Annotated in this window: 12 protein-coding genes; 4 read left to right on the top strand and 8 right to left on the bottom strand. The window is 69.3% G+C overall.

Annotated elements, in window-relative coordinates; all coding sequences use genetic code 11:
• Window positions 1–17: 17 nt before the first annotated feature.
• The 3 genes from ASD78_RS16025 to ASD78_RS16015 all read right to left on the bottom strand — a co-directional run bounded on the left by ASD78_RS16025 (window position 18) and on the right by ASD78_RS16015 (window position 1,077).
• Window positions 18–227 carry a hypothetical protein gene (locus ASD78_RS16025; RefSeq protein WP_055901168.1) on the bottom strand — a complete coding sequence of 70 codons (210 nt, stop codon included), beginning with the start codon at window positions 225–227 and terminating at the stop codon, window positions 18–20.
• 40 nt (window positions 228–267) lie between these two features.
• On the bottom strand, window positions 268–705 hold the full coding sequence (locus tag ASD78_RS16020) for a nuclear transport factor 2 family protein (RefSeq protein WP_055901172.1): 438 nt from the start codon (window positions 703–705) through the stop codon (window positions 268–270).
• Window positions 706–831: 126 nt separating this feature from the next.
• Window positions 832–1,077, bottom strand: coding sequence for a hypothetical protein (locus ASD78_RS16015; RefSeq protein ID WP_055901175.1), 246 nt, complete (start codon window positions 1,075–1,077; stop codon window positions 832–834).
• 173 nt (window positions 1,078–1,250) lie between these two features.
• Here ASD78_RS16015 and ASD78_RS16010 point away from each other — a divergent pair, with 173 nt between their 5' ends.
• The 4 genes from ASD78_RS16010 (at window position 1,251) to ASD78_RS15995 (ending at window position 5,575) form a co-directional block, all read left to right on the top strand.
• Entirely contained in the window at window positions 1,251–1,499 is a 249-nt protein-coding gene (locus tag ASD78_RS16010) for a hypothetical protein (protein ID WP_156087827.1), read from the top strand.
• Window positions 1,496–3,385, top strand: coding sequence for a DNA topoisomerase IV subunit B (gene parE, locus ASD78_RS16005; protein ID WP_055901182.1), 1,890 nt, complete (start codon window positions 1,496–1,498; stop codon window positions 3,383–3,385). Before ASD78_RS16010 ends, parE begins: the two co-directional genes overlap by 4 nt.
• Before the next feature lie 163 nt (window positions 3,386–3,548).
• Window positions 3,549–4,628, top strand: coding sequence for a hypothetical protein (locus ASD78_RS16000; protein WP_056103235.1), 1,080 nt, complete (start codon window positions 3,549–3,551; stop codon window positions 4,626–4,628).
• Between the two features lie 20 nt (window positions 4,629–4,648).
• Window positions 4,649–5,575 carry a hypothetical protein gene (locus ASD78_RS15995; RefSeq protein WP_056103232.1) on the top strand — a complete coding sequence of 309 codons (927 nt, stop codon included), beginning with the start codon at window positions 4,649–4,651 and terminating at the stop codon, window positions 5,573–5,575.
• 159 nt (window positions 5,576–5,734) lie between these two features.
• Here ASD78_RS15995 and ASD78_RS15990 read toward each other — a convergent pair whose 3' ends face one another.
• From ASD78_RS15990 to ASD78_RS15970, 5 genes are read right to left on the bottom strand one after another with little or no spacing between them, the layout of a single operon-like run.
• On the bottom strand, window positions 5,735–6,994 hold the full coding sequence (locus ASD78_RS15990; RefSeq protein ID WP_056103229.1) for a crosslink repair DNA glycosylase YcaQ family protein: 1,260 nt from the start codon (window positions 6,992–6,994) through the stop codon (window positions 5,735–5,737).
• Complete coding sequence (gene hutG, locus ASD78_RS15985) at window positions 6,991–7,797, bottom strand: N-formylglutamate deformylase (protein WP_056103225.1); 807 nt, start codon at window positions 7,795–7,797, stop codon at window positions 6,991–6,993. The genes ASD78_RS15990 and hutG overlap by 4 nt, the downstream gene beginning before the upstream one ends.
• Before the next feature lie 6 nt (window positions 7,798–7,803).
• Window positions 7,804–9,882: a prolyl oligopeptidase family serine peptidase gene (locus ASD78_RS15980; protein WP_056103221.1), complete on the bottom strand. Its 2,079-nt coding sequence runs from the start codon at window positions 9,880–9,882 to the stop codon at window positions 7,804–7,806.
• A gap of 60 nt (window positions 9,883–9,942) precedes the next feature.
• Complete coding sequence (gene gorA / locus ASD78_RS15975) at window positions 9,943–11,358, bottom strand: glutathione-disulfide reductase (RefSeq protein ID WP_082575672.1); 1,416 nt, start codon at window positions 11,356–11,358, stop codon at window positions 9,943–9,945.
• Window positions 11,355–12,647, bottom strand: a complete 1,293-nt coding sequence (locus ASD78_RS15970) for an FAD-dependent oxidoreductase (protein ID WP_200944241.1) — start codon at window positions 12,645–12,647, stop codon at window positions 11,355–11,357. Before ASD78_RS15970 ends, gorA begins: the two co-directional genes overlap by 4 nt.
• Between the last annotated feature and the right edge of the window lie 2 nt (window positions 12,648–12,649).

The raw sequence follows: 12,649 nt of genomic DNA, 5'->3' as shown, positions 1-12,649 counted from the left end.
ACCGGCTTATCGCCTCGTTAAAGGCTGTCGGCGCGAATCTGCCAGCGAAAGCTGAGGAAGATGCCGATCAGGCCGGGCGGGACGCAGATCACCCATTGCGCCGTCTCATTGGGCACGAGCGATATGAGCAGCCAGCACAAGCCCGCGGTGACGGCAAAGCCTACGTACAACCGCCAGGACAGAAAAAGTTCGGCGATATCGGAAACGACCTCCAGCAGACTCAACATTCCCCGACTCCTTTCGATGACTCAATAAGATACGGCCATATCAGCCGCCATCGCGCTGCAGTACGGCCTTGGTCGTCGCATGATCGATCGGCGCCGAGGTGTGCTCGTGGAAGATCTTCCACGCTCCCTCGGTCCGGCGCATCGCCACGGTGATGCGGTTGTCGAGCGAGCGCAGCCGCTGGCCCTGGGCGGAGTAACCGGTGTAGCGCAGGAAGGCGTGGCCGACGGCCAGGTCGCCGGCCACGGTGGCCTCGACCTCGTCGGCCTCGACCACTACGTATTCGTCGCCCAGCGACGCGAACCACTCCGTCGCCATCGAGCGCCAGGTCTCGATGCCGCGCAGGGACCAGGCGCCCCACATGTCGAACACCTGCACGTCGTCGGCGTAGATCGCCAGGAAGGCCTCGACGTCCTTGGCGCGCACCGCCGACCGGTAAGCACTCAGCACTTGCTGGAACGGGGCGGACTCCGGGCTCATTAGGCATCCTGGCGATGGCGCTGCGGCATCGGACGAAAGGCGCCGGACAAAAGACGCCGGATGAAATCGGACCCGCCGCGTCAGCAAAACGGGCGCGCCCTCGCGGACGCGCCCGATCGGTGGAACTCAGCGCTTGCCGTCCTCTTCCTCGGGCTCGACGGTCGGGTCGGCTGCCTTGTCCTTCTTCTTGTCTTTCTTCTTGTCCTTGGCGGCCTGATCGGCCTTGGCCTTCTCGGCCTCTTCGGCCTTCTTCTGGGCCTGGGCGGCGGCCTGCTCGGCGGTCGGGTTCTGGGCGGCGTCCTGCGCCATCGCCAGCGGTGCCACCAGCGCGGCGGCGATCAGGCTCGGAATCCAATACTTGCGGGTGGTCATGGTGCGGTCCTCCGGTGTCGTGGGGCCAACAGGGAAAGGCGGGACGCCTCAGCCGCTCCCCTCAGCGACGGCGCGACCGTAGCGGTTGCTTCCCTGCCAGCGACTGAACGGGTGAATGTTAACGCCCGTGGCTGACGCTGGCCCGCCGGGGCACGGTCACGACCACGGAATATGTGTTCCGGGGCCGCATCGCGAACGGCAAAGCCTTCGCCGACCCGCCTGGTGATGGCAAGATGCGTGGCCGGCTGGACCGGAGCGAGTTCGGCTTCCGCTGGCCCCTGGGCAGCCTGCCGCCGCGGCGGGACCCCGCCAACGGCGAGGCCTTCCCCGGCGACTACCGCTACACCCCCTACACCGGCGCGGCCTCGCAGCTCGCCGACCCGGGGGCGTTAACCGTCTCACTACCCATGCAGGTTTCATGAGCAGTCGCTACAACGCCGCAGACATCGAAGTCCTTTCCGGCCTGGACCCGGTCAAACGCCGTCCGGGCATGTATACCGACACCACCCGGCCGAACCATCTGGCGCAGGAGGTGATCGACAACGCGGTCGACGAAGCCCTGGCCGGGCACGCACGCAGCATCGAGGTGACCCTGCACGCCGATGGCAGTTGCGAGGTCTCCGACGACGGCCGCGGCATGCCGGTGGACATCCACCCCGAGGAGAAGATCCCCGGCGTCGAGCTGATCCTGACCCGGCTGCACGCGGGCGGTAAATTCAGCAACAAGAACTACACCTTCTCCGGCGGCCTGCACGGCGTCGGCGTCAGCGTGGTCAACGCGCTGTCGACCCTGGTCGAAGTGCATATCAAGCGCGACGCCAACGAATACCGCATGACCTTCAAGGACGGCGATCGCGCCACGCCGCTGGAAGTCGTCGGCACGGTCGGCAAGAAGAACACCGGCACCCGGGTGCGTTTCTGGCCCGACCCCAAGTACTTCGACACGCCCAAGTTCAACCTGCGCTCGCTCAAGCACCTGCTGCGCGCCAAGGCCGTGCTCTGCCCCGGCCTGACGGTGAAGCTGCTCGATGTCGCCAGCGGCGAAACCGCGCAGTGGTACTACGAGGACGGCCTGCGCGACTACCTGCGCGGCGAACTCGAAGGCCGCGAGCTGCTGCCGCCGGAGCTGTTCGTCGGCCAGCTCAAGAAGGACACCGAAGTCGCCGACTGGGCGGTGGCCTGGGTGCCGGACGGCGAACTGGTGCAGGAAAGCTACGTCAACCTGATCCCGACCGCGCAGCACGGCACCCACGTCAACGGCCTGCGCACCGGTTTCACCGACGCGCTGCGCGAGTTCTGCGACTTCCGCAACCTGCTGCCGCGCGGCGTCAAGCTGGCGCCGGAAGACGTCTGGGACCGGGTCGCGTTCGTGCTCAGCGTCAAGATGACCGACCCGCAGTTCAGCGGCCAGACCAAGGAGCGGCTGTCGTCGCGCCAGGCCGCCGGCTTCGTCGAAGGCGCCGCGCACGACGCGTTCTCGCTGTGGCTCAACCAGCATACCGAACTGGGCGAGAAAATCGCGCAACTCGCGATCGAACGCGCCGCGGCGCGCCTGAAAACCGAAAAGCAGATCGTCCGCAAGAAGATCACCCAGGGCCCGGCCCTGCCCGGCAAGCTCGCCGACTGCACCTCGCAGGACCTGTCGCGCACCGAGCTGTTCCTGGTCGAAGGCGATTCGGCCGGCGGCAGCGCGCGCCAGGCGCGCGACAAGGATTTCCAGGCGATCCTGCCGCTGCGCGGCAAGATCCTCAACACCTGGGAAGTCGCGTCCGGCAGCGTGCTGGGCTCGCAGGAAGTGCACGATCTGGCGGTGGCGATCGGTTGCGATCCGGGCAAGGACGACATCAGCGGACTGCGTTACGGCAAGGTCATCATCCTCGCCGACGCCGACTCCGACGGCCTGCATATCGCGACCCTGCTCAGCGCGCTGTTCCTGCGCCACTTCCCGGCCCTGGTCGCGTCCGGCCATATCTTCGTGGCGATGCCGCCGCTGTTCCGCGTCGACGTGGGCAAACAGGTGTTCTACGCCCTGGACGAGGAGGAGAAGCGCATCCTGCTGGAGAAGATCGAACGCGAGAAGATCCGCGGCGCGATCAACGTCACCCGCTTCAAAGGCCTGGGCGAAATGAACGCCTCGCAGCTGCGCGAGTCGACCATCCACCCCGACACCCGCCGCCTGGTCCAGCTGACCGTCGACGACGGCACCGAAACCCATTCGCTGATGGACATGCTGCTGGCCAAGAAGCGCGCGGGCGACCGCAAGCAGTGGCTGGAAACCAAGGGCGACCTGGCGACGCTGGAAGTCTGATCGATCTTGCGGCGTCGCGTGTCGTGCCCGAACCGGGCCCGGCCGCGACGCTCCGATCGCATGGATCGGGACGCCGTCGTCCGACGCCGCTACCTATTGCCGCATCGGCGGCTTGCCTGTAGCCTGCCCCGCACCGTACGCATACGGCTGTCTTGGGGAAGACATGAAGTCGATCTGGGTGAAGTCGATCTGCACTAAGTCGATCTGGCTGGGGGCCTTGTTGGCCGCCTCGTTGCTGCCTGCCGTCGCGCAGGATCGTTATGTGCCGCACACCGCACGTGGACAAGCCGCCAGCGCCATCGTGCGGCAGTGGTCGGGCCATGTGCACAAGGTCTACGGCGTCGCGCCGATGCAGTGGGCGCGGGCGATGCGCGAGAGCTTCGCCCAGGCCGACCTGGCCAATCTGAAGAAAGCGGCCGGCATGCGCACCTACGAGGGCATGATGGGCACGCTGCTGGGTCAGCGTACGTCCGATGCGCTGGCCATCGACGGCCTGGCCCGCTCCCAGGGCACGCGCGCCGAAGTGATGGCGGTGGGCAACCCGGCACGCGATCTGGTCTACACCATGGTGACGCCGTGCCGGATCGTCGACACCCGCAATGCCGGCGGCCGCATGGCCGCGGGCGAAACCCGATCCTTCAGTTCGTCCGGCGCGAGCTTCGTAGCGCAAGGCGGCGCGGATTCTGATTGCGCAATGCCGGCCGACGCTTCGGCGGTGGTGTTGAACGCCGTTGCCGTGACGCCCGATACCGACGGCTACATGACCGTGTACCCGTACGGCTTCAACCGTCCGAACGCCGCCAGCCTCAACTACCACGCCGGGCGCGTCGCGGCCAACGAGATCATCGCCGGGCAGAGCCTGGGCCAGCCGCAGGACTTCTCGGTCTACACCTACGCCGCCGCGGACCTGGTGATCGACGTGGTCGGCTACTTCATGGCGCCGCGCACGACCGCGCTGGATTGCGTACAGGTGCGCTCGGATCCTGTCTCGATTCCCCGCAACATCGTGCCCTATATCGAATTCTCGACGCCGAATTGCCCGGTCGGCTACAGCCTGACCGGCGGCGGTTGCCGCGCCGTGGATCCGCAGGCGGCGCGCGGCCTGTACTTCCTCAGCTTCGGCAAGTCGCCGGCCTCGTTCACCGACAGCTACCAGTGCCATGCGCAGCACGTGAACGATACCGGCACCGAGCCCTCGCAGGCGGTTGCCGAAGGCATCTGCTGCCGCGTTCCGGGCCGCTGAGCGGCGCGCTGGAGATCACGATGCGACGCATCCATCTGGCCCTGATCGTCGGCGTCGCCCTGGCTGCGCCAGCGGCTCTGTTGTTGCGCACCACGATTAAAGCGGAAACGCAGATGGGCGCGCAGCGCGCGCCGGCATCCGCGCGCGCGCCGATGGCGACGACGACGCTTCCCGCTTCGATCGCATCCTCACAGGTTGCGCTGCCGACTGCCGCGCCTCTGGACGCCGCGCAACTCGCGCAGGCCGCGCTCAGCCTGAGCACGCCCGACAGCGATCTGGTCTACAACCGCGGGGCGCCTTGCCGGATCGTCGATACGCGCCTGGCCGGCGGTCGCCTGCAGGCCGGCGAAACGCGAAACTACAACGCCGCGGCGGCCAGCTTCGTCGACCAGGGCGGCATCGACGGCAACTGCGGCGTACTCGCCGACGCGCCGGCGGTGGTGCTCAACATCGTGGCGGTGCAGGCCGACGGGCCCGGCTATCTGACCGCCCACGCTTACGGTACGCCGCGGCCTTATGTCTCCAGCCTCAATTACGGAGCCGGCGAGATCATCGCCAATGAGGTGGTGGTCAGGACCACGGCCGCCGCGGAGTACGACTTCTCGGTGTATTCCCTGCACGGCGTGCATCTGGTGATCGACATCGCCGGTTACTTCGCGCCGCCGGTCGCAACCAAGCCGCAGTGCGTCACCACCTACGGCGACTGGGTCAGCGTCCCGGCCGGCACGCAGGCATCGGCGACGGCCGCCTGCCCCGCGACCGGCGATTACGCCATGGTCAGCGGCGGCTGCAACTGGGACTTCGTCGACCTGCAGTTGATCCAGTACGGCCAAATCGTCGGCCACAACAACGACCAGGGCGGTTACGGCTGCGATGCCGACAACCCCACGCAATCGGGACTGCGGTTCCGCGCCAAGACCTTATGCTGCCGAGTGCCGGGGCGCTAAGCAGCCCTCGCTCCGGGGTAGGAGCGGCGTAAGCCGCGACCGGGCCAAGGCAAATTACGGCGCAACGCGGCTCGCTGGATCGAAACACTCCCAGAATCCCGCGCCGCATGCGTCGTGACGCGGTCGCTGCTTGCGCCGCTCCCGCCTCAAACCCTCAGATCAGGCGGATCGGAGAGCGCGCAACGCGGCGCGCAGCGGCGTGCGCAGGGCCGCGGGGCGGCAGCGGACCAGGTCGACCTTGGGCGTGGCGTGCCAGCGCGCGCAATCGTCGATGGCGCGGGCGATGTCGGCGATCAGCGCCTCGTCGGGGGCGACATCTTCTTCCAGGTATAGGGCCTTGACCTCGAACACGCCTTCGCGGCGGTGCGCCTTGGCGTCCAGGCGGCCGACCAGGCGGCCGCGCGCGAGGATCGGCAGCACGAAGTAGCCGTAGCGGCGCTTGGGCTCGGGCGTGTAGCACTCCAGGGTGTAGTCGAAGCCGAAGAACTCGCTCGCGCGTTCGCGATCCCAGACCACCGGGTCGAACGGCGACAGCAGGGTCGCATGGGTCGCACGCAGGCGGCCTGCGCCGGCCAGCGCCAGCGACTGGGCGTGATCGGCATGGACGTAGCCGGGCGCGTCCCAGCCCTTGACCGGCACGCGCAGTAACGCGCCTTCGGCGACCAGCGCGTCGAGATCAGCGTCGCGCAGGCGCGGCTTGGTGCGGTAGTAGTCGGCGATCCAACGCGCCTGGGTCAGGCCGAGTGCGCGCACCGATTTGAGGATGGTCTCGCGCCGCACCGCGGCGGCGTCGAGCCGGGCCGTGTTCCAGTCGGGCACGACCGCGCCGGCCACGCGTTCGGCCAGGTCGTAGACCCGGTGAAAGTTCTCGCGACGCGCGACCATCAGCTCGCCCAGCGCGAACGCGGACTCCAGCCAGCGCTTCTCGTCCTTCCAGCCCCACCAACCGCCGCCGCCCGCCTGCTCGCGTTCGAAGTCCGACGATTTGACCGGGCCGAGTTCGCGGATGTGCGCGAGCAAACGGTCGATCTTGGCGCCGCTGGCCTGGTGATGCTGCTCGGCGTTGCGGATCGCCCAATGGTGGGCGCGCTGCGAATGGGCGCTGCGATGCAGCAGGTAGTCGCTCATCGGCGCGAAGCAGGCTTCGTGGGCCCACAGCTCGAAGATCTCGCGCTGCGCCAGCAAGTCTTCCAGCCAGCTCTGCGGATAGGCGCCCAACCGCGAGTACAGCACCAGGTAGGGGCTGCGCGCGACGATGTGGATGGTGTCGATCTGCAGCAGCTGCATGCGCGCGATCGTGTCCAGCAAATCGGCCTTGCGCGCGCGCCGGCGCGGACGCGCGAGCAGGCCCTGCGCGCTCAAGTGCAGCGCGCGCGCCTGCGACACACTCAGCGCGGGCACTGCGGCCGTAACGTTCATCCGGCCAGGCAGGTGCGCAGCAGTTCGGCCAGCAACGGCTGCAACTTCGCGGCCTTGGCTTCGTCGTAGGCGAAGCTGGCTTCGTCCATGTAGTTGCGCTGGCTCAGCTCCAGCTGCACCGCCTGCACGCCGGTGTCGGGCGAGGCGTAATGGCGGGTGATGTAACCGCCCTTGAAGCGGCCGTTGACGATCCAGTCGTAGCCGCCCTGCCCGGCCAGCACCGCTTCCAGCCGCGCCTGCAGCTGCGGCGAGCAACTGGCGCCGCCCGAAGTGCCCAGGTTGAGATCCGGCAGACGGCCTTCGAACAGGAACGGAAGCTCGCTGCCCTTGATCGAATGGCCTTCCCACAGCACCACGCGGCCGTGCTCGCCGCGCAGGCGCGCGAGCTCGGCGTCGAGGTTCTCGTGGTACGGGCGCCAATACTTCGCGACGCGCTCGGCGACTTCTTGCGGCGACGGCGCCTGGCCGTCGAGGTAGACCGGCTCGCCGGTGAATTGCACGGCCGGACACAGGCCGGTGGTGTTCTGGCCCGGGTACAGCGAGGTGTCGTCGGGCGGACGGTTGAGATCGACCACGTAGCGCGAATAGCGCGGCACCAGGATCGAGGCGCCGAGCTCGCGCGCGAACGCGTACAGCCGCGACACGTGCCAGTCGGTGTCGGGTGCGCGCCGCGCCGAGGGCTGCATGCGCTCGGCCAGCGCCGCCGGGATCGCGCTGCCGTCGTGCGGCAGGCTGATCAGCAGCGGCGCGCTGCCGCGATGGAGTTCGAAGACCGGTTCGGTCGGCGCGGGGACGGTGCTCATGTCGGCTCAGGGTTTCAGCTGGCGCTCGAAGAAGTCCATGGTACTGCGGTGCACCTGCATCCAGGTCGCGTAGCGCAGGAAGAAGTGGTCCTCGTCCGGGATGACCAGGGTTTCCACCGGCGCGCCGCGCGCACGCAAGCGCTCGACCAGGTCGACGCTCTGGCTGAACTTGACCGCGCGGTCGTCGTCGCCGTGCACGAACAGCGCCGGCGAGCGCCAGCCGTCGATGCGCGCGACCGGCGAGGACGCGCCGGCGACTTCGAGCTCGTCGGGCTTGAGCCCCCACAGGCCGCTGTTGTCGCCGCCCTTGGCGCTCTCGCGCCAGTCGTGCACACCGTGGCGGTCGACGCCGGCCGCGAACAGGTCGGAATTGCGCGACAAGGCCTGCGCGGTCAGATAACCGCCGTAGGAGCCGCCGTAGATGCCGATGCGGCTCGCGTCGACGTCGGCCAGCCCGGCCAGATGGGCGCGCGCGGCCAGCACGTCCTGGTACTCGCTGGCGCCGCGCGGGCCCTGCTTGGCCGCGCGCCGGAAGGCCTGGCCGTAGCCGGTGCCGGCGCGGTAATTCAGCGCCAGCACCACGAAACCGCGGCTGGCCAGCCATTGGTTGCCGGCGTAGTCGTTGTAGTAGTAGCTGCTGTAGTGCCAGCCGGGCAGCATCTGCCGGATCGGACCGCCGTGCACGTAGACCAGGGCCGGGCGTTTGCCCTTGTAGCTGGCCGGCGGCATGAACACCGTCGCGTGCGAAATCACGCCGTCGGCGGCGCGCAGGGTCACGGGCTTGGGCTCGACCAGGGCAGCGGCCGGGAACGCGGCCGGCAGCTGCGCCGGGAAGATCCGGCGCGGCTCGCCGCCGCCGGCCGGCATCACCGCGATCGCGGTCGGACGGTGCGCGTCGGCGTGGCGGAACGCGATCCACTGCGCGTCGGACAGCGGCAGCGGGTCGGTGGCGATCTGGCCGTCGCCGCTCAGCCGCTTCGGCGCGGCACCGGCGGAGGCCGCGTACAGTTGGCGGCGTTCGATGTCGTCGCAGTTGGCGCTGTAGACCAGGATGCCGGTGTCGCTCAGGCTCGCGGTCTCGACTTCGCATTCGCCGCGGCTGATCGCGACCGGCGCGCCGCCGTCGGGCGCCAGTGCGTACCAGTGCAGCCAGCCGCTCTCTTCCGAACTGAACGAGAGGCGCCCGTCGCGGCTCCAGCGCAACGGCTCGGGCACCGCGAACTGCGCATAACCGCCAGCGTTGGCGCCGGAGCGGTACAGGCGCCGCGCCAGGCCGTTGTCGGCGTCCGCGACCCAGATCTCGAACGGGTTGGCCGCGGTCAGGTCGAATGCCTGGCCCGGGCGCGTGCCAGCGGTGCGCAGGAAGGCGATGCGCTTGCCGTCCGGCGACCACACCGGCGCGCTGTCGTTGTTGTAGTCCGGGGCGATCCAGCGCACCGAGCGCGCGGCCAGATCGAGCACGCCGACGAAGCTGTGATCGCCGCGATTGCTCACGAACAGCAGACGCCCGCCATCGGGCGAGAACGCGGCCACGCTGTTGGCGCCGCGCGTCTTCAGCAGCCCTTCCACGCACCAGGCCGGCGCCTTGGCGTAGGCATGCGGATAGCAGCCCACGCCCTTGCCCTGCACGATCAGGGCGTCGCCACCGGGTACGAAGGTCACGCTACGGCCCGCGGCCACGCGCTGGGGCGCGCTGGAACCGTCGGTGGGCACGGCCCACACCGCCTGTTCGGCGCCGTCGGGATCGCCGGTGGGATTGCTGGCATTGCCGGCCGCATCGGGCCCGCCGCCGCGTACATAGGCCAGAGTGCGGCCGTCGGCGCTGAGCGCGAGCGAGCTCAGCAGCTGGCCGTCGTCTCGGTCGTAGGCGGTGAGCTGGCGCGGCACGAATTCCGGCGCGCGCGCGACCCAGAGGTTGCGCACGCCGCGCTCGTTCGCCGCCCAGGCGATGACCGGCGCCTTGGCCGCGGCCACCGGCGCTTCCGGCTGCGGTGCGGAGAGCAGGTCGGCGATCTCCATGCCTTGCGCGGCTGGCGCGGCGATCAGCGCGCCCACCAGCATCCAAACCTGCCACCGCTGCTTCATGCGTTTCGCTCCCTGATGGATGGATCTGCGTATTCGGTCCCACACTCCGGCGGCGGCGACTCAACGCATCAGCACCACTTCCTCGGCGCTGGTGGGATGGATCGCGACCGTGTCGCGCAAATGGTCGAGGGTGATTCCGCATTTGAGCGCGACCGCGAAGCCCTGCAGGATCTCGTCGGCGGCCTCGCCCATCAGGTGGATACCGACCACCCGACGCTCCTCGCCGATGCAGACCAGTTTGAACAGACTGCGCTGCGGAGAATTCGCCAAAGCATGCAACATCGGCCGGAACCCGGCCCGATAGACGTACACCTGGTCGCCGAGGCGCTCTCTCGCCTGCGCCTCGGTCAGGCCGACCCTGCCGATCGGCGGATGCGAGAACACCACCGATGGAATGTCGCGCTGGTCCAGCACCGCGTCGGCACCGCCATAGAGACGGTCCATCAGCCGGCGCGCGGCGGCGATCGCGACCGGGGTCAGGGCGGGATCGGCGGTGACGTCGCCGACCGCGTGGATACCGGCCACGTTGGTGGCGTGGCGCGCATCGACCTGCACGTAGCCTCGCGCATCGACGGCGACGCCGGCCGCGGCCAGATCCAGCGAGGCGGTATTGGCGCGGCGGCCGGTCGCGAACAGCAGGCGGTCGTAGCGATCGCTGAGGCTGCCGTCGGCGTCGCGCAGGCGCACGCCTTCGCCGTCGCGCTCGACCGCGGCCAGGCGATGCCCGAACTGCAGGCGCACGCCAGCGTGGCGGTAGTCCTCGATCAACTGCTCGACCAGCTCGACGTCGAAGCCGTCCAACAGCTTGCCGCGCACCAGCAGATCGACGCGGCTGCCCAAGGCCTGCAGCAGGCCAGCCAGCTCGACCGCGATGTAGCCGCCGCCGACGATGGCCACGCGCTCGGGTGCGGCAGTCCATTGGAAAAAATCGTCGGAGACGCCGCCGAGTTCGGCGCCCGGCAACTGCGGCCGCAGCGGATGGCCGCCGGTGGCGATCAGGATATTGCCCGCGCTCAAGCGCACGCCGTCCATGCATTCAATGGTGCGCGCGTCGATGAAGCGCGCGCGCATCGGCGCGACCACGATGCCGGCGGCGTCGAGCCGGCGGCGGTAGCTGTCGTGGATGTTGGCGATGTAGCGCTGACGGTGGGCGACGAAGGTCGGCCAGTCCAGGCTCGACGACTCGGCCACGTCGAAGCCCAGGTCGCGGGCCATGCGCAGCCGGCCGGCGACGTCGGCCGCCAGCCACATCGCCTTCTTCGGCACGCAGCCGACGTTGACGCAGGTGCCGCCGAGCAGATCCGGTTCCAGCAGAGCGACGCGGGCGCCGTGTTCGGCGGCGCGGAAGGCGCCGGCCAGGCCGCCGGAGCCGCCGCCGATCACGATCAGGTCGAAGTCGCGCTTTTCGGGGTCGCGCTTTTCGAGGGCAGGCTTTTCAAGGGCAGGCTTTTCAGGGGCACGCTTGTCGTCGCTCATGCGAAACGCTCCGGGCGATAAGGCGTGGGATCGATCGCGGGCGCGCGGCCGGCGATCAGGTCGGCGACGAGCTGGCCGGTACCGGCGCTCATGCTCACGCCCATCATGCCGTGGCCGGTGGCCAGCCACAGGCGGTCGCGGCCGGGCACGCGGCCGATCAGCGGGACGTCGTCGCTGCTCATCGGGCGCCAGCCGTACCAGCGCTCGCGCTCGACCGGACCGACCGGCTGGTGCAGGTATTCGGCGGCGCCGCGTTCCAGCGCCGCCAGGCGGCGCGGGTTGAGGCTGTCGTCGTAACCGGAAAATTCCATGGTGCTGCCCAGGCGGTAGCCGCTGCCCCAGGCGGTCACGCAGACCTTGCGCTCGCGCAGCACCACCGGGCGCCGCGGCACCAGGGCCGGGCGGTCGTAGGTGATCGAATAGCCCTTGCCCGGCTGGATCGTGCGCCGCAGCGACGGCAGGCCGATCGCATCGGACAGCTTCGGCGACCAGGCGCCGAGCGCGAGCACGACTTCGCGCGCGCGCAGCGGGCCCTGGGCGGTGTCGAGCGCAACGCCGCCGGCGCCGCTGTCGAGGCCGCGCAAGGCGCAGCCTTCGACGATCACGCCGCCGCGTTCGCGCACCGCGTTGGCCAGCGCATCGACGTAGCGGTCCGGTCGCAGCACCGCGTCGTGATCGAAACAGATCGCGCCGGCGACGCCGGGCTTGAACGCGGGATCGCGCGCTTCGTAAGCGCGGCCGTCGATCAGTTCGATGCGGATGCCGAGTTCGCGCAGCAGGTCCAGTTCGATCTGGCCGGCGGCGAAGGCGCGCGCGTCGCGGAACACGTAGTCGACGCCGGTCTGTTCGAACTCGCACTGCAGGCCGTAGTCGCGCACCCAATCCTGCAGGCGTTCGCGCGAGTCGCTGAGCAGCGCGGATTTCGCCAGCGCGCTCTGGCGCCAGTCGCGCGCATTGCAGCGCAGGGCGAAGCGCAGCAGCCAGCTCCACAGGCGCGGGTCCAGGCGCGGGTGCACGTACAGCGGCGCGTCGGGCGTGAGCATCCAGCGCAGCGCCTGGGTGATCACGCCGGGCGCCGCCAGCGGGGTCGCGTGGCTGGGCGTAATCGTTCCACAGTTTCCGTGCGAACTGCCGCTGCCGAGCGTGTTCGCTTCCAGCACGCAGACGCGGCGACCGTCGTTCAGCAAGGCCAGCGCCGTGGCCAGACCGATCACGCCGCCGCCGACCACCGCGATGTCGGTATCGCGCGGTGCGTCGCTGGGCGCGGTTTGCAGGGATTCACTCGACAAGG

The sequence above is a fragment of the Lysobacter sp. Root667 genome (assembly GCF_001427715.1).
Classification (GTDB): Bacteria; Pseudomonadota; Gammaproteobacteria; order Xanthomonadales; family Xanthomonadaceae; genus Lysobacter.
The sequence above is the reverse complement of the archived record's forward strand: the minus strand, read 5'-3'. Positions and strand labels throughout refer to the sequence as shown.